The sequence below is a fragment of the Streptomyces soli genome (assembly GCF_003999195.1).
Classification (GTDB): domain Bacteria; phylum Actinomycetota; class Actinomycetes; order Streptomycetales; family Streptomycetaceae; genus Actinacidiphila; species Actinacidiphila soli.
Genome location: NZ_RJVR01000112.1, coordinates 1 through 21,715, shown reverse-complemented (window position 1 = coordinate 21,715; position 21,715 = coordinate 1). Strand labels below are relative to the sequence as shown.

General features: G+C 69.9%; 25 protein-coding genes and 2 pseudogenes. 9 read left to right on the top strand and 18 right to left on the bottom strand.

All coding sequences use genetic code 11. The features are described 5' to 3' along the window. The first annotated feature begins 47 nt into the window (after nucleotides 1–47). The 3 genes and pseudogenes from EFK10_RS09615 (at nucleotide 48) to trxA (ending at nucleotide 1,914) form a co-directional block, all read left to right on the top strand. Nucleotides 48–1,153 (top strand): annotated as a pseudogene (locus EFK10_RS09615) (ADP-ribosylglycohydrolase family protein). 48 nt (nucleotides 1,154–1,201) lie between these two features. After that, nucleotides 1,202–1,603, top strand: a complete 402-nt coding sequence (locus EFK10_RS09610) for a MerR family transcriptional regulator (RefSeq protein WP_127355310.1) — start codon at nucleotides 1,202–1,204, stop codon at nucleotides 1,601–1,603. After that, nucleotides 1,600–1,914, top strand: coding sequence for a thioredoxin (trxA, locus tag EFK10_RS09605; protein WP_127355309.1), 315 nt, complete (start codon nucleotides 1,600–1,602; stop codon nucleotides 1,912–1,914). The genes EFK10_RS09610 and trxA overlap by 4 nt, the downstream gene beginning before the upstream one ends. Nucleotides 1,915–1,938: 24 nt before the next feature. Here trxA and EFK10_RS09600 read toward each other — a convergent pair whose 3' ends face one another. From EFK10_RS09600 to EFK10_RS09590, 3 genes and pseudogenes are all read right to left on the bottom strand, one after another. Continuing rightward, complete coding sequence (locus EFK10_RS09600; RefSeq protein WP_127355308.1) at nucleotides 1,939–3,471, bottom strand: sodium:solute symporter family protein; 1,533 nt, start codon at nucleotides 3,469–3,471, stop codon at nucleotides 1,939–1,941. Nucleotides 3,472–3,644: 173 nt separating this feature from the next. Continuing rightward, nucleotides 3,645–3,773 (bottom strand): annotated as a pseudogene (locus EFK10_RS48540) (SDR family oxidoreductase); the annotation flags it as partial. 215 nt (nucleotides 3,774–3,988) lie between these two features. Further along, a complete protein-coding gene (locus tag EFK10_RS09590) occupies nucleotides 3,989–5,182 on the bottom strand; it encodes an aminotransferase-like domain-containing protein (RefSeq protein ID WP_127355306.1) in 1,194 nt (397 codons plus the stop codon). A gap of 102 nt (nucleotides 5,183–5,284) precedes the next feature. On the opposite strand from EFK10_RS09590, the gene EFK10_RS09585 reads away from it, so the two are divergent. Then, nucleotides 5,285–6,127 (top strand): hypothetical protein, encoded by an 843-nt coding sequence (locus EFK10_RS09585; RefSeq protein ID WP_127355305.1) that lies wholly within the window; start codon nucleotides 5,285–5,287, stop codon nucleotides 6,125–6,127. An 81-nt stretch (nucleotides 6,128–6,208) separates the two neighbouring features. On the opposite strand, the gene EFK10_RS09580 is transcribed toward EFK10_RS09585, so the two are convergent. The 3 genes from EFK10_RS09580 to EFK10_RS09570 form a co-directional block, all read right to left on the bottom strand. Next, complete coding sequence (locus tag EFK10_RS09580) at nucleotides 6,209–6,415, bottom strand: DUF397 domain-containing protein (RefSeq protein ID WP_127355304.1); 207 nt, start codon at nucleotides 6,413–6,415, stop codon at nucleotides 6,209–6,211. Between the two features lie 186 nt (nucleotides 6,416–6,601). Beyond that, nucleotides 6,602–7,459 carry a helix-turn-helix domain-containing protein gene (locus EFK10_RS09575; protein ID WP_127355303.1) on the bottom strand — a complete coding sequence of 286 codons (858 nt, stop codon included), beginning with the start codon at nucleotides 7,457–7,459 and terminating at the stop codon, nucleotides 6,602–6,604. A gap of 326 nt (nucleotides 7,460–7,785) precedes the next feature. Beyond that, nucleotides 7,786–8,484 (bottom strand): GOLPH3/VPS74 family protein, encoded by a 699-nt coding sequence (locus EFK10_RS09570; RefSeq protein WP_127355302.1) that lies wholly within the window; start codon nucleotides 8,482–8,484, stop codon nucleotides 7,786–7,788. 251 nt (nucleotides 8,485–8,735) lie between these two features. Between EFK10_RS09570 and EFK10_RS09565 the strand changes: the two genes are divergently transcribed. Further along, complete coding sequence (locus EFK10_RS09565) at nucleotides 8,736–10,703, top strand: D-alanyl-D-alanine carboxypeptidase family protein (protein WP_240677103.1); 1,968 nt, start codon at nucleotides 8,736–8,738, stop codon at nucleotides 10,701–10,703. Nucleotides 10,704–10,759: 56 nt separating this feature from the next. Here EFK10_RS09565 and EFK10_RS09560 read toward each other — a convergent pair whose 3' ends face one another. The 7 genes from EFK10_RS09560 to EFK10_RS09535 form a co-directional block, all read right to left on the bottom strand. Next, complete coding sequence (locus EFK10_RS09560; protein ID WP_407647040.1) at nucleotides 10,760–10,912, bottom strand: hypothetical protein; 153 nt, start codon at nucleotides 10,910–10,912, stop codon at nucleotides 10,760–10,762. A gap of 41 nt (nucleotides 10,913–10,953) precedes the next feature. Continuing rightward, the gene (locus EFK10_RS09555; RefSeq protein WP_127355301.1) at nucleotides 10,954–13,188 is read right to left on the bottom strand and encodes a heavy metal translocating P-type ATPase; all 2,235 of its coding nucleotides are present in this window, start codon (nucleotides 13,186–13,188) and stop codon (nucleotides 10,954–10,956) included. Beyond that, nucleotides 13,188–13,400, bottom strand: a complete 213-nt coding sequence (locus EFK10_RS09550) for a heavy-metal-associated domain-containing protein (RefSeq protein ID WP_127355300.1) — start codon at nucleotides 13,398–13,400, stop codon at nucleotides 13,188–13,190. Before EFK10_RS09550 ends, EFK10_RS09555 begins: the two co-directional genes overlap by 1 nt. A gap of 105 nt (nucleotides 13,401–13,505) precedes the next feature. Beyond that, complete coding sequence (locus tag EFK10_RS09545; protein ID WP_127355299.1) at nucleotides 13,506–13,901, bottom strand: nuclear transport factor 2 family protein; 396 nt, start codon at nucleotides 13,899–13,901, stop codon at nucleotides 13,506–13,508. 198 nt (nucleotides 13,902–14,099) lie between these two features. Next, a complete protein-coding gene (locus EFK10_RS09540) occupies nucleotides 14,100–14,483 on the bottom strand; it encodes an RNA-binding S4 domain-containing protein (RefSeq protein WP_127355298.1) in 384 nt (127 codons plus the stop codon). 10 nt (nucleotides 14,484–14,493) lie between these two features. Further along, nucleotides 14,494–14,649, bottom strand: coding sequence for a hypothetical protein (locus tag EFK10_RS47180; protein ID WP_164835900.1), 156 nt, complete (start codon nucleotides 14,647–14,649; stop codon nucleotides 14,494–14,496). 112 nt (nucleotides 14,650–14,761) lie between these two features. Next, the gene (locus EFK10_RS09535) at nucleotides 14,762–15,055 is read right to left on the bottom strand and encodes a hypothetical protein (RefSeq protein ID WP_127355297.1); all 294 of its coding nucleotides are present in this window, start codon (nucleotides 15,053–15,055) and stop codon (nucleotides 14,762–14,764) included. 183 nt (nucleotides 15,056–15,238) lie between these two features. Here EFK10_RS09535 and EFK10_RS09530 point away from each other — a divergent pair, with 183 nt between their 5' ends. Continuing rightward, nucleotides 15,239–15,511, top strand: coding sequence for a nuclear transport factor 2 family protein (locus EFK10_RS09530; protein ID WP_206305382.1), 273 nt, complete (start codon nucleotides 15,239–15,241; stop codon nucleotides 15,509–15,511). 9 nt (nucleotides 15,512–15,520) lie between these two features. Here EFK10_RS09530 and EFK10_RS09525 read toward each other — a convergent pair whose 3' ends face one another. After that, nucleotides 15,521–15,877, bottom strand: a complete 357-nt coding sequence (locus EFK10_RS09525; protein ID WP_127355295.1) for a hypothetical protein — start codon at nucleotides 15,875–15,877, stop codon at nucleotides 15,521–15,523. Between the two features lie 68 nt (nucleotides 15,878–15,945). Between EFK10_RS09525 and EFK10_RS09520 the strand changes: the two genes are divergently transcribed. The 3 genes from EFK10_RS09520 to EFK10_RS09505 all read left to right on the top strand — a co-directional run bounded on the left by EFK10_RS09520 (nucleotide 15,946) and on the right by EFK10_RS09505 (nucleotide 17,602). Then, a complete protein-coding gene (locus EFK10_RS09520; RefSeq protein ID WP_127355294.1) occupies nucleotides 15,946–16,188 on the top strand; it encodes a hypothetical protein in 243 nt (80 codons plus the stop codon). Between the two features lie 84 nt (nucleotides 16,189–16,272). Then, nucleotides 16,273–17,136: a GNAT family N-acetyltransferase gene (locus tag EFK10_RS09515; RefSeq protein WP_127355293.1), complete on the top strand. Its 864-nt coding sequence runs from the start codon at nucleotides 16,273–16,275 to the stop codon at nucleotides 17,134–17,136. 304 nt (nucleotides 17,137–17,440) lie between these two features. Next, nucleotides 17,441–17,602 (top strand): alpha/beta fold hydrolase, encoded by a 162-nt coding sequence (locus tag EFK10_RS09505; RefSeq protein WP_407647039.1) that lies wholly within the window; start codon nucleotides 17,441–17,443, stop codon nucleotides 17,600–17,602. A gap of 58 nt (nucleotides 17,603–17,660) precedes the next feature. Here the strand turns inward: EFK10_RS09505 and EFK10_RS09500 are convergent, their stop codons facing one another. The 4 genes from EFK10_RS09500 to EFK10_RS09480 form a co-directional block, all read right to left on the bottom strand. Beyond that, nucleotides 17,661–19,544 (bottom strand): ricin-type beta-trefoil lectin domain protein, encoded by a 1,884-nt coding sequence (locus EFK10_RS09500; RefSeq protein ID WP_127355292.1) that lies wholly within the window; start codon nucleotides 19,542–19,544, stop codon nucleotides 17,661–17,663. A 214-nt stretch (nucleotides 19,545–19,758) separates the two neighbouring features. Next, nucleotides 19,759–20,499: a type 1 glutamine amidotransferase domain-containing protein gene (locus EFK10_RS09495; protein WP_127355291.1), complete on the bottom strand. Its 741-nt coding sequence runs from the start codon at nucleotides 20,497–20,499 to the stop codon at nucleotides 19,759–19,761. 35 nt (nucleotides 20,500–20,534) lie between these two features. Further along, a complete protein-coding gene (locus tag EFK10_RS09490; protein ID WP_164835899.1) occupies nucleotides 20,535–20,687 on the bottom strand; it encodes a hypothetical protein in 153 nt (50 codons plus the stop codon). A 702-nt stretch (nucleotides 20,688–21,389) separates the two neighbouring features. Beyond that, nucleotides 21,390–21,572 (bottom strand): hypothetical protein, encoded by a 183-nt coding sequence (locus EFK10_RS09480; protein WP_127355289.1) that lies wholly within the window; start codon nucleotides 21,570–21,572, stop codon nucleotides 21,390–21,392. Between the last annotated feature and the right edge of the window lie 143 nt (nucleotides 21,573–21,715).

The window sequence follows — 21,715 nt, the reverse complement described above, 5'->3', positions numbered from 1 at the left end:
TCCTGGTCGATTACAGTGCTGGGCGACGATCTGGCTGGAGGTGTGGCATGTGCGCAGCCGTATGGGGGCGCGCTGAACAGCAGGGTTTCCGCAGCCGTGTACGCGGGTGCCTGCTGGGCGGCGCGATCGGCGACGCGTTGGGCGCGGGCGTGGAGTTCGACTCCCTTGACGCGATCCGGCAGGCGCACGGCCAGGACGGGGTCACGGACTACGTCCAGGCCTTCGGCAGACGCGGGGCATCACCGACGACACGCAGATGACCCTCTTCACCACCGAAGGGCTCATACGTGCCCAGGTCCGCCGCGACAGCGGCGCCTGGCATCCGCCCACCGACATCCACCTCGCCTACCTGCGCTGGGCCGCCACCCAGAACGACTGGGGTCCCGACGAGCGCCGCAAGGACACCGGCTGGCTCGCCCGCGAGGAGTGGCTGTATTCGCGCAGAGCCCCCGGCCGGGCCTGCCTCACCGGCCTCGGCGACGACCGCATGGGCACCCTCGAGCGGCCCAAGAACCCCGACTCCAAGGGCTGTGGCACCGTCATGCGCTCCGCACCCTTCGGGCTGCTCGTCGGCTGGGAGCCGCAGCTGGTCTTCCAGCTCGCCCTGGAATGCGCGGCCCAGACCCACGGCCACCCCACCGGCACGCTCGCCGCGGGCGCCTTCGCCGTCATCGTCCACGGCCTCGCGCGCGGTGAGGCCCTGGACGGCGCCGTCCAGCACGCGCTGGCCCTGCTCTCCCCGAACCCCGGCCACGAGGAGACCACCGACGCCCTCCAGAGCGCCCTGGGGGCCGTACGGCAGGGTCTGCCGTCCGCGGCGCGCGTCGAGTCCCTGGGCGAGGGCTGGACGGCCGAGGAAGCCCTCGCCATCGGCGTCTACTGCGCCCTGGTCGCCGAGGACGTACGCCACGGGCTGCTGCTGGCCGTCAACCACTCCGGCGACAGCGACTCCACCGGCTCCATCTGCGGCAACCTCCTCGGCGTCCAGCACGGCGAGACCTCCCTGCCGCCCGCCTGGGTCGCCGAGCTGGAGGGACGCGGCACCATCCTCCAGCTCGCCGACGACTTCGCCATGGAGATGACCCAGGCCCCCGCCCTGCACGGCCCCAACGGCGCCTCCCCGGTGTGGCTGGACCGTTATCCCAGCGCCTGAGACCCGGCTCTGGCCTTGACGTCGGCGTCAAGGTCTACCGTCGTACGCATGCGGATCGGAGAGCTGGCCGAACGGGCGGGGACGACCACACGTGCCCTGCGGTACTACGAGTCGCGCGGCCTGCTGCGCGCGCGGCGGGCGGGAAACGGCTACCGCGCCTATGACGAGGAGGATCTGCGGCTGCTGCGCCAGATCCAGCTGCTGCGGGACTTCGGCTTCGAGCTGGAGGAGACCAGGCCGTTCGTGGACTGCCTGCGCGCCGGCCATCCCGAGGGCGACTCCTGCCCCGCCTCGCTCGACGTCTACCGGCGCAAGCTCGCCGAGCTCGACGACTGCATCGCCGGGCTGACCGCGGTCCGGGAGCGGATCGGGTCGCAGCTGGCGAAGGCCGAGCTGGTGGCATCCGAACCGCGCTGCGAATTCACCTGTGAGGGGAGTACGGAAACGTGAAGACGGTGACGGACGCGACGTTCGCCGAAGAGGTCCTGAAGGCGGACCTCCCGGTCCTGGTGGAGTTCACCGCCGACTGGTGCCCGCCCTGCCGCCAGATCGCCCCGGTGCTGGCGGAGGTGGCTCGCGAGGAGGAGGGCCGGCTCAAGGTGGTGGTGATCGACGTGGACACCAACCCGGAGACCCAGTCAGCGTACGGAGTCCTGTCCATGCCGACCCTGATGGTCTTCCGGGCCGGTGAGCCGGTGAAGTCCATGGTCGGTGCCCGACCCAAGCGGCGGCTGATGCAGGAGCTGGCCGACGTCATGTGACCGCCGGCCGGCACCCTGCACCATCTAGGTCCTGTCCGCGCCCGCGGCCGCCGGCACCGCATCGGCGGCCGCGGAGCCGTCGTCGTCGGAGTTGATGCGGGCGAGGATCGCGTCGCGCTCGGGGGTGTCCTCGGGCTTGATCAGGCCGATGAGAACGTACAGGACGAGCGAGGTCGCGAGCGGCGTGACGATCTGGATCTGCAACTGCACGCCGCTCAGGCCGTAGTTGGTCAGCCAGAAGGCGAACAGGCCCGCCGCCCAGGAGACCAGGGCGGCCGTCGGGCCGCTTTTACGGAACGGCCGCAGCAGGCCGAGCATGAAGGGGATCGCGATCGGTCCCATGAGACCGGCGACCCACTTGATGACGACGGTGATGATGTCCTTGAACGCAGGGGAGTTGACCTGCGTCGCCAGCGCCATCGACAGGGCCAGGAAGGAAATCGTGGACAGCCGCGCCGCCACCAGCCCGGCCCGCTCTGTCCAGGTCCGGGCCGCGCGGGACACGACCGGTGCGATGTCGCGGGTGAAGACGGCCGAGATGGCGTTGGCGTCGGACGAGCACATCGCCATGGTGTGCGAGAAGAAGCCGACGACGACCAGGCCGAGCAGCCCGTGCGGCAGCAACTGCTCGGTGAGCAGCGCGTAGGCGTCGGAGGCGTCCGGCTTCTGCGCCTTGACCAGCAGCGGGGCGACCCACATCGGGAAGAACAGCACCAGCGGCCAGACGAACCACAGCGCCGAGGAGAGCCGCGCCGAGCGGGTGGCCTCGTGGGCGTTCGCGGTGGCCATGTAGCGCTGGGCCTGGTTCCACATGCCGCCGTTGTACTCGAAGGTCTTGATGAAGAGATACGCCAGCAGGAAGGTCACCGTGTACGGCCCGGCGGTGGGGTGGGTGTGGGCGGCCGGCAGCCGGTCCCACACGTTCCACAGTCCGCTGAAGCCGCCGATCTTCCCCAGCACCGCGACCAGCATCGCCACCCCGGCCACCAGCTGGATCAGGAACTGCCCCAGCTCGGTCAGCGCGTCCGCCCACAGCCCGCCCACGGTGCAGTAGACGGCGGTGACCACGCCGGTGATGAGGATTCCCTGGTTGAGCGACGCGCCGGTGAAGACCGACAACAGGGTCGCGATGGCCGCCCACTTCGCGCCGACGTCGACGATCTTCAGCAGCAGGCCCGACACCGCGAGCGCTTGCTGCGTGGGCACGTTGTAGCGGTTCTTCAGGTATTCGAGCGGCGAGGCGACGTGCAGCCTGGACCGCAGCCGGTTGAGCCGGGGTGCGAAGAGCTGGGAGCCGATCGCGATGCCGATCGCGATGGGGAAGGACCAGGTGACGTACGAGGTGACGCCGTACGTGTACGCGATGCCGGCGTAGCCGGTGAACATGACGGCGCTGTAGCCCGACATGTGGTGCGAGATGCCGGACAGCCACCATGGCATCTTGCCGCCGGCGGTGAAGAAGTCGCTGACGTTGTCGACGCGCTTGTGGGACCAGAGGCCGATCGCGACCATCACGCCGAAGTACGCGATGAGCACAGCCCAGTCGAGAGTGTTCATGCCTTGATGCCCCCTCCAGGGGTCCGCCTTGTGAACGGGTTCAAGGACATGAACCAAAGTCAGAAGCCAGAACGATTTTGCCTTCTCTTGACCTTCCATGGCGTTGTTGTGGGCGCCCGTGACAGCCCGCCATGAGCACGTACTTCGCCGGATCGACCCGTCCGACCTACTACCGCCAGGTACGCCTCCGTGCGCGCGCCGAGCACAGCGTTGCCGCTGTCCCGTACGACAATGGCCGCGACGCGGTGGCCCAAGCCGGCGCCGACGCCGGAGACGACGATGGTTTTGCTCTGAAGCAGCATCACGGCCCACCTTTTTGAGGCGAGTTCGCCTCCGCTGCGCTCCGTCACTGTGGGGGTCCCCCCAGACTCCGTCCGGGGGGACCCCCACAGTGACGGAGTCTGGGGGAGTGCCCCCATTTCGACAGCGACCGCTCCGCTTCGGCTCACTCGCCGACCCGGCCCGCAGTTCCGGGCGCACCCGGAGCTGTTTTTCTGACGGATCGTCAGTTCAGGGTTCAGGCGGCGACGATTACCAGTGCCTTGCCCAGTCGCATGAGCCCCTCGCGGATCTCGTTCGGGGTGTGGGTGACGAAGGACAGCCGCAGCGCCGCCGGGTCGGGGTCGCTCGCGAAGAAGGGGGCGCCCGGGACGTACGCCACGTCGTGGGCGACGGCGACGCGCAGGGCGGCTGTGGCGTCGTGGCCGCGCGGGAAGCGTGCCCAGATGAACATGCCGCCCTCGGGGTGGTTCCAGGAGCTGCCGGGCGGGAGGGCGTTGCTCAGGCCGCCGAGGAGGGCGTCGCGGCGGTCGCGGTAGGCGCCGCGCACGCGGACGAGGTGGGCGTCGAGGTCGGAGTCGGCGAGGTAGCGGGCGGCGGCGGCCTGGTCGATGGTCGAGGTGTGGAGGTCGGCGGACTGCTTGGCGATGACGCAGGCGCGGCGGAGGGCGGCGGGGGCGCGGAGCCAGCCGAGTCGCATGCCGGGGGCCATGATCTTGGAGAAGCTGCCGAGCAGGATGGTGCGGTCGGCGGCGGCCGGGAGGGAGGCGATCCAGGGCATGTGGTCGCCCTCGTAGCGCAGCTCTCCGTACGGGTCGTCCTCGGCGATCCACAGACCGTGGCGCTCGGCGATCTCCGCGACGGCCGCGCGGCGGTCGGCCGGCAGGGTGCGGCCGGTCGGGTTCTGGAAGGTCGGGATGAGGTAGAGCAGCTTGGGCCGCTCGCGGACGACCAGCTCTTCCAGCGCCGCGGGGTCGACGCCGTCGTCGTCCGACGGCACGGGCACGACCCGTGCCCCGGCGAAGCCGAAGCACTGCAGCGCGGCCAGGTAGGTCGGGTCCTCGACCAGGACCACGTCGCCGGGCTCCAGGAGGGCGGTCGCGAGCAGCGTCAGCGCCTGCTGGGAGCCGCCGGTGATCAGGAGGTCGTCCGGGTCGGTCGGCAGGCCCTTGGTGCCGAGCCGCTCGGCGACGGCCGCGCGCAGCGCCGGGTCGCCCTCGGTGGTGGAGTACTGCAGGGCGCGCCGGGGGTCCTCGGCGAGTACGCGGTCGTACGCGGCCCGGATCCCCTCGGTGTCGAAGAAGTCGGGGGCGGGGAGGCCACCCGCGAAGGAGATCACCTCGGGCCGTGCGGTCAGCGCCAGGATCTCGCGTACCGGCGATCCGGCGACCGAGGTGGCACGGGTGGCGAGGCCGGGAACGGGGGCACGCATGACTGACTCCTTCACTGCACGGAATTACATGTAAGCTACATCTAGCTCGCCGGGGCTGTCACACTCTTCCAAATCTGACAGCCAGTCAGCTTAACCGTAGGTATGACAGACGATACGCGCAGCGAGAGCTATGCCGGGCTGGCCGCTGTCGGCCCGTACGAGCCCCGGTTCGGGCACGCGCTGATCACCATGGTCGAGCCCCACCCGGGCCACGAGTACGCGTACAACCGCTGGTACGAGGACGATCACTTCATCGCCGGCGCCATGGCCATGCCCTGGCTCTACGCCGAACGCCGCTGGGTCGCGACCCGCGAGCTGCAACAGCTCCGCTACCCGGAGAAGTCCGCTGTGGCCCAGCCGGTCACCGCCGGCTGCTATCTCACCGTCTACTGGATCACCGTCGGCCGCTACGCGGACCACATGAAGTGGACCGTCCGGATCAACAAGCGCCTCAACCGCGAGGCCCGCGTCCACCACGCCCGCACTCACGTCTTCACGGCCTTCCAGGACCACACCACCACCGTCTACCGCGACGGCGCCGCGGGGCCCCGCGACATTCACGCCCTCGACCACCCCTACGCCGGGCTCGTCGTCCAGGTCGTCGACGCCGAATCGGCCGGGCAGCGGGCGGAGTTGCTGGAGTGGCTGCGCGCCCGGCACCTTCCCAAGCGGCTGGCCGGAGGCTCGCCCGTCGCCATGGTCACCGTCTTTATGCCCACCCCGCTGCCACTGGACCGCATGTCGTACGTCAAGCAGGTCGAGGGCACCGACACCCGGCTCGCCCTGCTCTGGTTCCTGCAACGGGACCCGCGAGAAGTGTGGGAGGAGCACTTCACGGGCCCGGACGAGGCGGTCGCCGCGGCCCATCTGGGCCGGGTCGAGGTGGTGGCGCCCTTCATCCCGACGATCCCGGGCACGGACACGTACGTCGATCAACTGCGCTGAGGCAACAACGAGCCCCCTCGGCCAGGACGGCGAGCCGGTCGAGAGGGCTTGGCACAGGTGCTGCCTCGGTTGCTGCGGATTTTACGGACGGTCGAAGGCCCCCTGGCCGACCTCGGCCACGAAGGCCGACCAGCCGCGTGACGAGAAGCTCAAGGTCGGCCCGGCCGGGTCCTTGGAGTCGCGTACGGCAATGGTCTGGGTGTCCGGGAGGGCGATTTCAACGCACGCGCCGTTGTTCCCCGAATACGAGGACTTCCGCCATGAGAGGGCCGTGTCTTCCCGATGCATGATCGTTGCTCCGATCGTGTGAGACGTGCTGCGGTGTGCCTGTGAGGTAGGGCACGTCTCGACGCTACGCGACAACATCACTGTCTGAAGAGGGGTCGTCACTCGACCGGATGGCATATTCCATTTGCGTCTTCCACGGAGAGGGTGGCAGGTGTACCTTTCCGCCTCGCCTTGCGGCGAGTCGCCTCAGGGCGCGTATTCCTTCGCGACGTCCAGGACGAACTCCCTCGACTTCTCGGGGTTCAGGGCCTGGGCGCGAAGGTGCTCGTACATCATCGCGTACTTCTGCACATCGGTGTGCTTCTCCAGGTAGAGGTCGCTCGTCACGCCCTCCAGGTACACCACGGACGAGTCCGCGCTGTCCTCGAACTCCAGGACGGCGAAGGCCCCGTACATGCCCGGGTGGGCGCCGACGTCGTGCGGCAGGACCTGGACGGTGATGTGCGGCAGCGTGCTCATGTCCGCCAGGTGCTCCAGCTGTTCGTACATCACCTGCGAGCCGCCCACCTCGCGGCGCAGCGCCGACTCGTCGACCACCACCCACAGCCGCAGGGGCAACTCCGGGTCGGTCACGCGCTCCTGGCGCTTGAGCCGTACGTCGACGCGCTTCTGGATCTCGGCCGGGGTCGCCTCGGGGCCCATGCCGAAGATGACGGCCTCCGCGTAGGTGCGGGTCTGCAACAGGCCGGGCACGATCAGCGACTCGTACGTCCGCAGCGACGCCGCTTCCATCTCCAGGCCGATGTAGACGCTGTAGGGCACGTCCCCGAAGGCGTGCCACCAGCCCTGCTGGCGGGACTCCCGAGCCATGTTCATCAGTGACTCGACCATGTGGGGATCGTCGACCCCGTAGACCCCGCACAGGTCGCGGACGTCGCGCTGGCTGATGCTGCGGCGGCCGTTCTCCAGTCGGCTGATCTTGGACTGGGAGACGAGCAGTTCTGCCGCGACCGCTTCCGCCGTGAGGCCTTTCAACTCGCGCAACTTGCGCAGTTCGGCTCCGAGACGGCGTCGCCTGACGGTGGGGTTGACGTTGGCGGCCACGGGATGTGCACCTCCGGTATGAATGGTTTCTGCACTGCTGAGTACTGCTTGTCAGCAGCCTGCCACTACCGGTCATCAGCCCGCTGGGAAATGGTCGTATGGTCGACCTTTCCCGGGCCTTCCCGGCCATGCGGAGGCCTTCCGGGGCGCGCAAAACAGCGATGCGCAGGGCACGGACCGGTGGTGCCGGCCCATGCCCCGCGCATCGCAGCGGCTCCCGTGACCGGGTCGCTGAGGACGGTGCGGTGTCGGTGTCCGGGCCCTGCCTCCGGATACCGGTCCGTCCAGTTATCGCCTACTGCTGTGCTGCCTACTGCTCTTCTCGCTCATCGGACGCCGGCCCGGGCCATCCCGTGCCCCGCCGAGGGTCGCCCCTGTGCGGGCGCTCGCTTCGGCTGTGCGGCGACGCCGTTCTGTACGTCCATGACCGCGTGCGCGACGAGGCCGCCCAGGGGGTCGTAACGGATGAGATCCCGCAGGCGCGATCGCGAGGACCGGCCTTCGTTACCCGGATAAAGGTGCTTGCCGAGCCCCACGGCATGGGCGAGCGCGGCCAGCGCCGCGGTCCGCGGGTCCGGCGGAACGCCGGTGCGGATCGCGTTGTCCAGCCGGGCCCTGATCTCCCGGCTGACTTCGCTGTCGGTCGCCTGATAGCGAGTGGTCGGCAGCACCCCGCACATCTGCCCCGCCACGGCATGCACCATGCCGCACCGTTCGAGATGCGCGAGATACGTCTGACGGAGCCCCAGGCGGGGTCCGCCGATCCAGTGGACGGCACGCACGGGGCTGCCGCGTCGCCGCAGCAGTTCGAGCGCGGAGTCCAGGGTCGGATCTCCTGTCGGCCGTGGGTGCACCACGGCGATACGATCCCCATCAGGGGCTATTCGCCCTGCCAGAGCCAGCTCCACTAGCTGCGCCCCGGCAAGGCCTAGGTCGAGCGACTGCGGCTGCGCCGTGGTGCCCGTGGTCGGGTCCAAGGCGAGAAGCAGTAGCTCCTCCGGAATACTTCTGCGGCTCCTGCCCATCCATGCCTCCCCGCGTGGATGAAGACAGGGTGACGCCTCTCACAGCAACCTGTCGAGAGCGCCTTGCCCGTTCGTGCGGGAACCGACTCATATGTCGTTCTCGTCTCCCCCCCCGGGCGGGGGTGTCGTGGACACATCGCAGAGGTTCCGGCGGGTCTCTCAGAGGCTTCTCAGTCCGGGGCTGGACACTGGTGTATGGGTGGAGCGGGCCGTCGCGGAGACGGCCCGCCTGACGTGTGGAGGAGGTCTGCGTGGCGGGCGAGTCCCCCGGCAGGGCGGAGCAGCAGGAGTCGTCGGGGGAGGCGACCGAGCGCAGGACGGAGGATCCGAGGCTCGCCGCATTCCGTGGGGCGGAAGAGGCGGAAGGTTCCTCCGGGGCCGTGAATAACGATTCGGTAACAGATCGTGAAGATCTTGACGCCGAGGCCCCCGCCGACCCGAAGGCGCGGGGCGAGGGGCGTACTTCGGATGCGACGGATGACGTAACCGAGGCGGACAAGGAGTCCGGCGGCGATACGGATTCCGAAGCGGAATCCGTATCGGAATCCGAAGCCGCGGCGGCGGAGGAAACCGCCGAGGAGACGGCGGATGAGGCGGCGGACGAAGCGCCGGGCGAGGCGGCCGAGGACAAGCCCGAGGCAGCCGAGGGCAAACCCGAGGCTCCCGAGGCCGAGCCGCAGCCGCGTGAGGGCACCCTCGTACTGGCGGCCAACACGGTTGCGGAGATGCGGGCGAGCATCGCCCTGCCCGAGGCCAAGCCGGTCACGCCGCTGTCGGCCACGCCCATCACGACGAAGCCGGTCACGCCCAAGCCTCTTCCGCCTAAGCCGCCGACCGGGCCGGCCGGGCCGGTGGGCACCTTCGTACCTCTGGTGACCGACGAGACGCCGAGCGCGCCTCGCGAGAGTACGAAGCAGATGCCGCTGCCGCCCACCCCCGAGGAGTCGCTGAAGCTGCTCGCCGAGCTCACCAACACGCCCCCGCCGCCGGAGACTCCGCTGCGGACCGTGGCGCGGCGGTTCAAGATCTGGACGCCGCTGGTGCTGCTCCTGGTCATCGTCTTCGGCGCGGTCCAGGCAGTGCGCCCGCTGCCCGACCCGCAGCTGAAGCTCACCGCCGCCTCGGCCTACACCTTCAGCGGCAGCACGCCCTCGCTGCCCTGGCCGACGGAGGGTCAGGCCGTCGTCGAGGTCGAGGGGATGGGCACGCTCGGGTCGTACGGCCAGGAGAAGCCGGTCCCGATCGCGAGCGTCGCCAAGGTCATGACGGCGTACGTCATCCTCCGCGACCACCCGATCAAGACCGGCGCCAAGGGCGAGACCATCACTGTCGACCAGAAGGCGGCCGACCAGTACAAGAGCGGTCTGGCCGGATCCGAGTCCGTCGTGAAGGTCACGCAGGGGCAGCAACTCACCGAGTACGAGGCCCTGGAGGCCGTGCTGCTCGCGTCGGCGAACAACGTCGCGCGGCTGCTCGCCCGCTGGGATGCCGGCTCGGAGTCGGCGTTCGTCGCGAAGATGAACGCGGCCGCCAAGGAACTCGGCATGACCAACACGACGTACACCGACCCCAGCGGTCTGCAGGCCACCACGGTCAGTACGGCAAGGGACCAGGTCAAGCTGGGCAGGAAGGCCATGCAGAGCAGCGCGGTCTTCCAGGAGATCGCCACCAAGATCGAGTACACCGACAGCGCCGGCACCAAGCACAAGAACTGGAACCAGCTCGCGGGCTACAACGGCGTGGTCGGCATCAAGACCGGCACCAGCACCAAGGCCGGTGGCAACCTGCTCTTCGCCGCCACGAAGAAGGTGGGCGGCACCGAGCGGCTCATCATCGGCGCCACGCTGGGCCAGTACGTGTCGCCGATCATCACCACCGTGCTCAACAAGAGCCAGGATCTGATTCGGGCCACCCAGGGCGCGCTGAAGGCCGACACGATCATCAAGAAGGGCGAGGTCGTCGGTTACGTGGACGACGGACTCGGCGGCCACACCGCCGTCGTCACCACCAAGGACGTGACCGCCGCCGGGTGGTCCGGGCTCAAGGTCGGCATCTCGCTCGCCGCCGACACCTCCGGCATCCCGCACAAGGCCACGTCCGGCACCACCGTGGGCACCCTCACCGTCGGCAACGGCAGCAGTGAGGTCAAGGTCCCGGTCGCCCTCCAGTCCGACCTGGCCGAGCCGGGCTTCGACACGAAGCTGACCCGGATCTCGTAGGCCGTTCCGACCGGCTGTCCCACAGGTGCGATGGGACAGCCGGTCCCGGTCCGCGTTCAGGCCGAGAGCTCGCGCTCCAGCGGCGTACGGAAGCGGGGCGTGACCCGTACGTCCCCCAGCCAGCCGCTCAGCCGGGCGGCCGCCGCCCCGATCACGGCAGCGGCCTCCGCGCCGGGGTCCCCGTCCGCGAAGCGGCGCGAGAGGCGCAAAAGGGAGGAAGCGCGGACGGCGCACCGGGCGCACGCCCCAACTACACCGCCGTCGGCGCGAAGCGCCGGAGCCGCAGGGAGTTGCCGACGACGAAGACGGAGGAGAAGGCCATCGCGGCGCCGGCGATCATCGGGTTGAGGAGACCGGCAGCGGCGAGGGGGAGGGCGACGACGTTGTAGCCGAAGGCCCAGAAGAGGTTGCCCTTGATGGTGGCGAGGGTGCGGCGGGAGAGGCGGATGGCGTCGGCGGCGACGCGGAGGTCGCCGCGGACGAGGGTGAGGTCGGCGGCGGCGATGGCGGCGTCGGTGCCGGTGCCCATGGCGAGGCCGAGGTCGGCCTGGGCGAGGGCGGCGGCGTCGTTGACCCCGTCGCCGACCATGGCGACGTGGCGGCCTGCGGCCTGGAGGCGGCGGATGACGGCGACCTTGTCCTCGGGCATGACGCCGGCGATGACGTCAGCCGCAGGGATGCCGACCTCGGCGGCGACGGACCCGGCGACGGCCGCGTTGTCCCCGGTGAGCAGGAAAGGCCGCAGCCCCAGCCCACGCAGCATCCGGACCGCCTCCGCGCTGCTCGGCTTGACCGCGTCGGAGACGACGAGCACGGCCCGGGCTTCGCCGTCCCAGCCGACGGCGATCGAGGTGCGGCCGGTTTCCTCCGCCTCGGTCCAGGCGATGCCGAGCTTGCCGGAGAGCGGCTCGGCCAGCAGCTTTTCGCGGCCCACGACCACCGCGTGGCCGTCCACAACACCTCGTACGCCCAGGCCCGGCACCGCCGTGAAGTCCTCGGGCGCCGGAAGCGTGTCGCCGGCGGCGGCGACGACGACCGCCCGGGCGATCGGGTGCTCGGAGGCGTGTTCCAGGGCACCGGCGAGTCGTAGGACCTCTGCTTCGTCCTCGCCCTCGGCGAGGTGAACGGAGATCAGTGACATCGCGCCGGTCGTCACCGTGCCGGTCTTGTCGAGCACGATGGTGTCCACCTTTTGGGTGGTTTCCAGGACTTCCGGGCCCTTGATGAGGATGCCTAGCTGGGCCCCCCGCCCGGTGCCTACCATCAACGCCGTAGGCGTTGCCAGGCCCAGTGCGCACGGGCAGGCGATGATCAGCACGGCGACGGCGGCCGTGAAGGCCGACGCGGCGCCGGCCCCCTCGACCAGCCACCACCACCCCAGGGTCGCGATGGCGAGCCCGATCACCACCGGCACGAAGACCGCCGAGATACGGTCCGCGAGCCGCTGCGCGGTGGCCTTGCCGTTCTGCGCGTCCTCCACGAGCCGGGCCATCCGCGCGAGCTGCGTGTCCGCGCCGATGCGGGTCGCCTCGACCACGATCCGCCCGCCGGCGTTGACCGTGGCGCCGGTGACCGCGTCGCCGGGCCCGATCTCGACGGGCACCGACTCGCCGGTCAGCATCGACGCGTCGACGGCGGAGGATCCCTCCCGTACGACACCGTCCGTCGCGATCTTCTCGCCCGGCCGTACGACGAAAAGGTCGCCGACCGCCAGCTCACCCGTAGGGACGCGCACTTCCTCTCCGTCCCGCAGCACCGCCACGTCCTTGGCGCCCAGCTCCATCAGCGCCCGCAGCGCCGCGCCCGCCCGGCGCTTGCTGCGGACCTCGAAGTAGCGCCCGGCGAGGATGAAGGAGGTGACCCCGGCCGCGACCTCGAAGTAGAGGTTGGCGCTGCCGTTGCCGCGTTCGATGGTCAGCTCGAAGGGGTGCTTCATGCCCGGCGTGCCCGCGTCGCCGAAGAACAGCGCCCACACCGACCAGCCGAAAGCGGCCAGCGTCCCCACCGAGATGAGCGTGTCCATGGTGGCGGTGCCGTGCCGCAGATTGGCCCAGGTGGCCTTGTGGAAGGGCCAGGCCGCGTACGTGACGACGGGCGTCGCCAGGATCAGCGAGAGCCACTGCCAGCCGCGGAACTGCAGGGCCGGGACCATCGCCATCGCGACCACGGGTATCGCGAGCACGACGGCGGTCAGCAGCCGCTGCTCCAGCGGCAGCAGCTCGGCCGCCGCCGCTCCGGCCGTTTCCTCCACCGTGGCCGGCGGCGCGGGGAGCGCTGCGGTGTAGCCCGTCGCCTCGACCGTCGAGATCAGGTCACCGACTGCGACGGCGCCCCCGTCCTCGTACGAGACGTAGGACACCTTCGCCTTCTCGGTGGCGTAGTTGACGGTGGCGGTGACGCCGTCCATCCGGTTGAGCTTCTTCTCGATGCGGGCCGCGCACGACGCGCAGGTCATCCCACCGATCTCGAGCTCAACGGAACTCATCAGACAGTCCTGCCGACCAACTCATAGCCCGCCTCGTCGACGGCGGTCCGGACGGCCTCGTCGTCCAGCGGCTGCTCGGACGCGACGGTCAGCAGGCCGGTCTGCGCGTCCGCCCTGGTATCCGTCACGCCGGGGAGGGCAGAGACCTCCTTGGTGACCGCGGACTCGCAATGGCCGCAGCTCATGCCGGAGACGGTGTAGGTGACGGTCATCGTGTGCGCTCCTTGCGTGTGGTTCCCTGTCGATAATGCCAGAGTATACCCCCCAGGGGTATTTACGAGGGGTGGGCACGCAAAGCCTGGGCCGTCGGGTCGGGGTCACGCCCAGAAGGCGTTGTCCTCGTCGAGGTCCGGTGAGCACTCGTCCAGATCGGTGATCTTGTCGCCGACGACACGGAAGACGATGCAGGCGTTCTTGTCGATCGTCCTGCCGCGCCGGCTGGCGGTCTGGTGGTGGACCGCGACGACATGCCCGCGCCCGTCGACGAACAGGTCGCGAACCTCGACGCGCATCGAGCCGTCGGTCTCCGCGAAGAGCAGCCCGTAGAAGCGCAGGACGTTGTCAACGCCCTTGTAGTCACCGGCCAGAGGGTGGTCGCCCGGCACGTGGTGCGTGCAGTCCCCGGTCATCAGTCCGCGCACGGCGTCCATGTCACCGCGCGAGATGGCCTCGTACCCCTTGCGTACGAGTGCGGCGTGCGGGTGCTCAGCCATCGTGATCGCTACCTATCAGGAGAAAGCGGGGCAAATACGGCTGCCGTAACCACCCTCTCACCGCCCCGCCCGCACGGCTACGCGTCGGGTGCCCCTTGGTGGGCGGTGCTCAGCCCGTCCAAGGTGAGGCCGAGGAGGCGCTCGGCCTGGCCGCGCTGTTCGGGCCACTGCGCAGGACTAGAGCCTCTGCCGACGGATCTATGACTCCGCGCGGCCCCGCAGCCGCTCCAGGTCGCGGCGCTCGCGCTTCGTCGGGCGACCCGCGCCACGGTCGCGGTGGGCGACGACCACGGCCTCCTCGCGAGGCGGGGGCGGCGGGCTGTTGTCGAGGTAGGCCTCGGCGGCGACCGGCGGGCCGACCCGCTTGCGTACGAGGACCTTGACGACCACGATCCGCTCGCGGCCCGCGTGGTAGAGCCGCACTTCGTCCCCAGGGGCGACCGCGTGCGCAGGCTTCACGCGCTCCCCGTTGACGCGGACGTGCCCGGCGCGGCAGGCCGCGGCGGCCAGCGAACGGGTCTTCGTGAGGCGTACGGACCAGATCCAGCTGTCGACCCGCACGCTTCCCTCGTCTGCAGCCATGCTCCCGACCTTACGTCCCTGGTTCCCCGTCGAAGGACTCGCCGGAGCCGTACGCCCGGACTTCGCCGCCGCGCACCACATGCACTCGGCTCAGCCCGGACACCCGGGCCCGGGTGGAGGCACCCTCGCCCCAGCCACCGCCGATCAAATACCTGGTCGTCGTCACAGCGCCGGACGCTGGCTAGCACCGCGCCGAGCGATCCGAGAGGGATTAAAACCCTGAGGGGGCGTCCTCCCCGGGGAAGGGAGGACGCCCCCGTTGGTTTTCGGGCTAGAGGTCAGCGGTTGTGGTGGTAGCCGTTCCAGCGGTAGTCGTCGCGGTGGTGGCGGTGGCCGTACCAGTGGTGGCGGTGCTGGCGGCCGTGGTGGTACCAGCCGCCGGGACGGTCGTCGCTGCGACCCCAGTGCCGGCCGTCGTGGCCGTAGCCGTAGCCACGGTCGTTGTCGTGGTCGTGCAGGGCAGACGCACCGGCCGTCGCCGTCCGCGGCGTTGCGGCCTCTGCACTCACCGCGCCGCCGAGAACCAGGGCCCCTGCCACACCGAGCGCAGCCGCGAAGCGGGATACACGCATAGCCATCTCCTGTCACCGCAGGCGCCGAAGCACCTGCACGGGTTGGACTCGGTAAGCGTCGATCCCAGCGCGGCGTAGGACACCGCGCCGCGCCCACAAAAGCCGCAAAGACACTCAATGTGCTGGAATCCGCTGATACATGGAACCGGGATGTGTAGGCGATCCGTGGACTACCGATCCCCTGTGCCGGACCAGACTCAGCCGCAGTCGCCAGAAGCCGTCGTCCGCCGCTACCTGCGGGTTTTCGAGACATGCCGCGTCGCGGACCTCCAGGAACTCGTCGCCGAGGACGTCCTCATCCACGGCGCCGGCCAGAACGTCCGGGACCTCACCATGACCGGCATCAAGTCCTGCCGCGTCGCCGACGGCAGGATCGTCGAGTTCTGGGGCGAGACCGACCTCTACGGACTGCTCCGCCAGGCCGGCCTCGTGCCGGACACCATCCCAACCCTCTGACCGGCGCGGCTACTTCGCCAGCGCGCGCAGGGCTCGTACGGCGATGACCCCCACCACGATCAGGGCGATGCCGAGCCACACCGGGCCGCCGTCGAAGATCAGGGCGACGATGCCGACGGGCACGAGCCGGCCGGCCAGCGGGGTCAGCAGGCTCCGGACGTGGTGCTCCGAGGGCGGGCGGCCGGTGCGGACCCGGGCCCGTACGGCCTCCGGGTACCACTTGGTGAAGCGCAGGGCGCCGATGATCGCAGCGATCTGGATGATCCAGCCGGTCCAGATGTTGTTCGGGCTGTGCAGTACGAGGACGCCGTAACCGCCCGCGAGCGCTGCGACGAGGAAGGCGAGGCCCCAGACGCCGGTGATCACGTAGTTCGTGCGGAGGAAGGCCGGGGAGTCCCAGTACTCGCGGGCGACCTGCTCGCGGGCGTACTTGGATGGTGAAGGGCACGCGCATCGCCATCGAGCCGAAGGCGATGATCATCAGGGCGATGTTGGACATCTCGCCCGCGTACGTCTCCAGCCATCGGTGGGTGCCGGGGGAGGAGATCACCCCGAGGATGGCCAGCAGCGGTCCCTTACGCCATACGAGCACCACGACTACGCCCCTGCAACTGATATCTTCCCGGGGCCCGGCCCGTACGTACGACAAGGAGGTGTGCAGCAATGCGCAGGAGTGATCACAGGAGTGTCCGGCAGCACCCGGACTCGCCCAACGCCAGCCCCGCCAGTCCCGCCCGCCACCTCCTCACGACGGAGCCACCTTGCCCATCCGCCTCACCCCGCTGACCCACCCCGACCGCCTGGTCTGGCTCGCGGCCGACCCCGCCGGTCACCCCGTCGGCTCGGCCTTCCTGCGGCTCTTCGACCGCCCCGGCCAGGACCACCTCGCCGAGCTCGAACTCGCCGTCCACCCCGCCGACCGCCGCCACGGCACCGGCACCCAGCTCCTCACCGCGGCCATCACCGCCGCCCGCGAAGCCGGCAAGCGGTGCGTGATCGCCCAGGCCGTCGCCGACTCACCCGGCGCCCACTTCCTCCCCGGCCATGGTTTCCGCAGGGTCCTCACCCTGACGTACGCCCGACTCGCCCTGGCCGAAGCCGACATCGCCGCCCTCACGGCCGCCGTAGCCCGCCCCCACCCCGGCTACCACCTTGTCTCCTGGGACGGCACGGTCCCCGACCACCTCGCCCAGACCTACGCCGACTCCCGCCACGCCATGGACGACATGCCCATGGACGACACCGACTTCGGCACCGTCACCTGGGACATCCCCCGCCTCCGTGCCGTCGCCCAGGCCGTGGCCGACCGCGGCGACCACCTCCACACCGTCGCCGCCCTCCACCAACCCACCGACGCCATCGTTGCCTTCACCGAACTCGTCGTCCCCGGCGACGGCACCGGCGATGCCCAGCACTACGGCACCGCCGTCCTCCCCGCCCACCGCGGCCACGGCCTCGCCGCCTGGCTCAAAGCCCAGTCCATCCTCCACGCCCGCACCCACCACCCCGCCCTCACCGGCCTCCTCACCGACACCGCCGACAGCAACACGTACATGCGCCGCATCAACGACGCCCTCGGCTACGCGCCGACGCACCGCACGATCACGTACCAGCTGGATCTGTAGCGGTCGGCCCGGCTCCTCGCTGCGATCAGGGAAGCTGTCGGTGTGAACACCTCTGCCGACGACGGCTCACCAGGGGGAGCGGGCCACCGGCGATCAGCAGGGTCGCCGCGCGGTGAGGACAGGCGCCGGGAACTCCTCGACCGTGTCACCGACGACCTCGCGGTCAACGGAGTCGTGGACCGAAGCAGCCTGAGATCCGCCGCGACGCCGTACGAATGCTGCGAGCCGCAGGGGCAGACACCGACCTCCGCTTGCCGCGGCCGAAGGCCTGGCGAGCTTCGACCGTCCCGCCCTCGTGGTCTGGGTGAGTGGCGACCGCGTCATGCCACCGGAGCACGGCCGACGCATCGCCGAACTCCTCCCGCACGGACGGCTGGTCGAAATCGAGGACACCTACACCCTCATCCCTCTGGACCAGCCGGCGCGGCTCGCCCAGCTTGTCCGGGAGTTCAGCCCGGGCCGATGAAGTGAGCGTGCCGCCGAATCGCATTCGGCGGCACGCTCGTTCACCCGGTGTGGGCCGGTCAGGCGGTCGGTACGGTCCACTTCTGGTTGGAGGCGCCGGTGCAGTCCCAGATCTGCAGACGGGTGCCGTTGGCGGAGCTGGCGCCGGTGGCGTCGAGGCAGCGGCCGGACGCCGGGTTCACCAGGTTGCCCGAGGTGTAGGTCCACTTCTGGGCGGCGGTGCCGTTGCAGTCGTACAACTGGACCTGGGTGCCGTTGGCGGTGCCGGCGGAGGTGAGGTCCATGCACTTGCCGAGGGCCTGGAGGGAGCCGTCGGAGGCGACGGTCCACTTCTGGGCGGCGCTGCTGTTGCAGTCGTACAGCTGGATGGCGGTGCCGTTGGCGGTGGCGGCGCCGGCGACGTCGGCGCACTTGCCGGCGATGCCGGTGATCGGGCCGGAGGGTGCGGTGTTGCCGCTCTGGGTGCCGCTCCAGGTGAAGGTGGCGGAGGTGTGGGCGGGCACGGAGTACGTGAAGGACTGGCCGCCCCAGACGACGTGCAGGTTCTGCGCCGAGGTGGAGTCGTTGTAGGCGACCAGAGCCTTGGAGCCGTCCGGGTTCTGCCACGCGACGTTGGGGACGGTGGAGTTGGCCGTGGAGTCGATGCGGTAGGCGCCCGGCTTCACGAACTTCGTCAGCTGGCCCATGTCGTAGTACTCGATGTTGTAGTCGACCTGGCCACTGCGGCTGTCGCCGTTGTGCACGGTGATCAGACCGGTGCAGGTGCCACAACCGCCGTTGTGCGGACCCATGTTCTGGTCGACGGCGAGGGACCACTTGACGACCGACTTACCCCAGTTGCGGGTGTAGTCGATGATGTTGAGCATGTCCTCGCGCTGCTGGTCCGCGACCCAGGTGCCGCCGGAGTGCTCGGTGTCGAACGCGTCGGTCGACGGGTACTGGTTGTGCACAGTGGTCTGCTGGGTGACGTCACCACCGTAGCCGTGCCAGGCGATGCCGCCGAACAGCGAGTCGTTGCGGATGGTGGCGTCGTCGACCGTCGGGGCGCCGTACGACGCGTAGGTGTCCCAGTTCCAGTCCAGGGCGAGGACCTTGGTGCTGAGATTGGCGGAGTGGAACGCCGGCAGGAGGTTGTTCTTGAGGAAGTACTGGAGATCGGCGCCGTTCCAGTTCATGGAGGGGTAGCCGGAGCAGCAGGTGGGCTCGTTCTGCGCGGTGACGTAGTCGATCGGCACGCCCTGGGCGGCGTAGGCCTGGACGTACTTCACAAAGTACTGGGCGTAGGCGGCGTAGTACTGCGATTGCAGCCACCCCAGGCTGGTCGAGCCGTTGTCCTTCATCCACGACGGGGCGGTCCACGGGGTGCCCATGACCTTCAGCGACGGGTTGAGCGTCTTCGCCTGCTTGGTCAGCGGGAGGACGTCGACCAGGTCGTGGCTGATGGAGAAGGAGTTCAGGTTGGGGTCGGTCGCCCCGGCGGCCACGTCGTCGTACGTGTAGCTGTAGCGGGCCAGGTCCGAGGCGCCCATCGGGTTGCGCAGGAAGCTCAGCCCGATGCCCGAGCTCGGGTCGAAGAGCTTCTGCATGACGGCCGTACGGGTCGCGCTGGTGAGCGCGCCGCTGCTGTTCATCAGGTAGGCGGCGGTGTCGGTGAAGGACGCGCCGGCGCCGCTGAACTGCTGGTACTTGGTGTTCTCGTTGACGACGACGTTCTGCCCGCTGCCGCTGGTGCCGGCGGTGAAGGCTATGGGCGTCTGCTGCTGGAGGCCGCGGGTGACATTGCGGCCGCCGGAGTCATTGGTGGTGGTGAGCCAGACGTTGACCGCTTCGCCCGCGGCGTGGGCGGGGGTCCCGCCGATCAGTGCCAGTGCGGCGGCCATGGCGGCGGAGAGCAGCGTGGCGACCAGGCGGCGTGGGGGGCGCGGGGTGGGGGAGTGTCTCATGGGGTGATGCCTTTCGGCCGGCGGTGGGGGCGCGGTGGACCTTGGGCGTGTGTCATGCGTGTCATCCGTGTCATGGGCCTGACACATGCGACTGGCCGTCGTGACGGGGTGGGGAGAGAGGCTCTTACAAAGGTCCAGACCTAGTTCACGCCGTGAGTTAACTCGTGAAATAAGGGGGCGTCAAGGTGTCAAACACGGGAACGCCAGCCTTACTTCACAGCGTAAGAAGAGCGTCGAAGCGCTCGGTGAAGAGGTAGGCGTCCCCGGGCCAGCGCGCCGACACGTAGTTCCCGTTCTCCACGACGAAGGCCTCCGAGTGGTCGGTCGCCGTCCCCCGCGCCAGCGACCGCGGCCCCCGCTCGAACTGCTCCGGCGCCGCCAGAGCGCCCCTGACCTCGTCCTCGACGTATGCCGGATACGTACGGTAGTACCGCCCCAGCCGCCACGCCGTGGCGTAATACGCCGCCCGCTCCATGCCCTTGGGCAGACACGTCGTGCGCCGGTCCGACAGCACACTCCGCCCCGTCGCCGGATCCACGGTCCGGGCCAGCACCAGCACCCCGTGACAGATCGCCCCCACCGGCCGCCCCAGCGCCCAGAAGCCCGCGACCTTCTCCTGCAACACGGCCGACCCGAGGTACTGCCGCATCCCGGGCGCGTGCCCCCCGGGCAGAATCAGCCCGTCGTACTCGCCCACATCGAGCGTGCGCCAGCTCACCGGCCGCCGGAACTCCGGCGCGTCGACGAGCTCCCCGTAGAACGCCCGCGCCTGCGGCTCCGCCCCGAGCCGCCCGAACAGCACACCGGTGAGCAGCCTCGGATCGCACTCCGGAGCGCTCCCGCCCTCCTCGGTGGCGAAGGTGACCGTATGCCCCCGATCGGTCAGCAGCCGCCACGGCACCGCGACCTCCGTCGTGTCGAAGTCCCTGTCGGGCAGCGGCAGGAGCAGTTTCACGGCGTACGTCCCTTCCCTTCGACGCCCTCAGCGGATCAATAGGCCTCGTCCAATTGCGACACGAGTCGGCGCAGTCGGCGGGCGTGATGTCGGGGCATCGCGTACATCACGAAGCCGAGCAACTGGCGCAGGTCCCGAGGATCCTGGCAGACCTTGCACGTCCAGTCTTCGTAGCCGTTGATGTCCACCCACAGTCGGTGATGAGGCAGCTCCACGGAGCCGTGCCACACACAGAGTGCGTCGGCGACGGCAATCGCCGGGCGCAGGTGCGTAGCCCGCTCCGCGTGCACCCGCCTGATGGCTCAGAGAAGGGGCAGGGCCCCGGCCTACCGCTTCTCGGCTCTGTACCGCTTGAGCAGGGCGGTGATCCTGTCGCTGTCCGCCGCGCCGTTCAGCTCCCGGAGAAGATCGTCGGGGCAGAGTTCGTACAGCTCGCCCCACCATCGACGCCCTCGGTTGTCCCAGATCCGGTAGCCGCTCCCGGCACGCCTCAGGCCACGTACCGTCGCCTGCTCATGGCGCCCCCCTGTTCGAGCCACCCATTTGACGGCCCGAAGGCTGCTGTTCGCAAAGGCATTTAGAGGCCGCGCGAATAGGTGGGGCGGCGTCGCGTGCCGATGGGCGGCGCCTGGCGGCGTTGTCGTCGGTCGATGACGTCCCCCAGCCTGGCGGCTGGGTGGGGGTCCTCCCCCTGGCTTCGCCGGGGGCACCCCCACCGGCCGAAGGCTGGTGGGGGTCCCCCCGGACGGAGTCTGGGGGAGAGTGCCCCCACCGCCTTGCCAGACTTGCCCCTCGCCCCGCTCCTTCACCCACCCCACCTATTCGCGCGGCCTCTTATGTGGACGCCCCGCCGGTCAGGACCGGCGGGGCGTCCACGCCTCCCGTACTGCCTAGGACTCCGCGGACAGCGCGTCGCCGATCGCGGGGGGCTCGGGCTCGGCCGTCTTCCGGCTACGGAGTTCGCGGAAGGTGGCCCACAGGACGGCCAGTAGGGCCAGCGCCATCAGGGCGGCGTAGATCCTCTGCTCGACGTTCGTATAGTCCGACGCGGCCGACGTAATGCGGCCGCCCATGCCGCCGGCGTGGTCCGTCGCATTCCCGGAGCCGCCAGGGGCACCGGTACCCGCACCGGCCCCGGCACCGCCACCGCCGCGGGGGAACCCGCCGCCGCCACCCGGGCCGCCGCCCGTAGCGCTACCCGCACCGCCGCCGGGCC

Excerpts from the sequence above, each read along its gene's own strand:
- EFK10_RS09540 (WP_127355298.1), bottom strand. The coding sequence starts at position 14,483 with ATGGCTGCAGACGAGGGAAGCGTGCGGGTCGACAGCTGGATCTGGTCC.
- EFK10_RS09580 (WP_127355304.1), bottom strand. The coding sequence starts at position 6,415 with ATGCATCGGGAAGACACGGCCCTCTCATGGCGGAAGTCCTCGTATTCG.
- EFK10_RS09520 (WP_127355294.1), top strand. The coding sequence starts at position 15,946 with ATGGTGAAGGGCACGCGCATCGCCATCGAGCCGAAGGCGATGATCATC.
- EFK10_RS09570 (WP_127355302.1), bottom strand. The coding sequence starts at position 8,484 with ATGGGCAGGAGCCGCAGAAGTATTCCGGAGGAGCTACTGCTTCTCGCC.
- EFK10_RS09610 (WP_127355310.1), top strand. The coding sequence starts at position 1,202 with ATGCGGATCGGAGAGCTGGCCGAACGGGCGGGGACGACCACACGTGCC.
- EFK10_RS09555 (WP_127355301.1), bottom strand. The coding sequence starts at position 13,188 with ATGAGTTCCGTTGAGCTCGAGATCGGTGGGATGACCTGCGCGTCGTGC.
- EFK10_RS09480 (WP_127355289.1), bottom strand. The coding sequence starts at position 21,572 with ATGGGCGGCCGCATTACGTCGGCCGCGTCGGACTATACGAACGTCGAG.
- EFK10_RS09600 (WP_127355308.1), bottom strand. The coding sequence starts at position 3,471 with ATGAACACTCTCGACTGGGCTGTGCTCATCGCGTACTTCGGCGTGATG.
- EFK10_RS09585 (WP_127355305.1), top strand. The coding sequence starts at position 5,285 with ATGACAGACGATACGCGCAGCGAGAGCTATGCCGGGCTGGCCGCTGTC.
- EFK10_RS09550 (WP_127355300.1), bottom strand. The coding sequence starts at position 13,400 with ATGACCGTCACCTACACCGTCTCCGGCATGAGCTGCGGCCATTGCGAG.
- EFK10_RS09590 (WP_127355306.1), bottom strand. The coding sequence starts at position 5,182 with ATGCGTGCCCCCGTTCCCGGCCTCGCCACCCGTGCCACCTCGGTCGCC.
- EFK10_RS09545 (WP_127355299.1), bottom strand. The coding sequence starts at position 13,901 with ATGGCTGAGCACCCGCACGCCGCACTCGTACGCAAGGGGTACGAGGCC.
- EFK10_RS09535 (WP_127355297.1), bottom strand. The coding sequence starts at position 15,055 with ATGCGTGTATCCCGCTTCGCGGCTGCGCTCGGTGTGGCAGGGGCCCTG.
- EFK10_RS09500 (WP_127355292.1), bottom strand. The coding sequence starts at position 19,544 with ATGAGACACTCCCCCACCCCGCGCCCCCCACGCCGCCTGGTCGCCACG.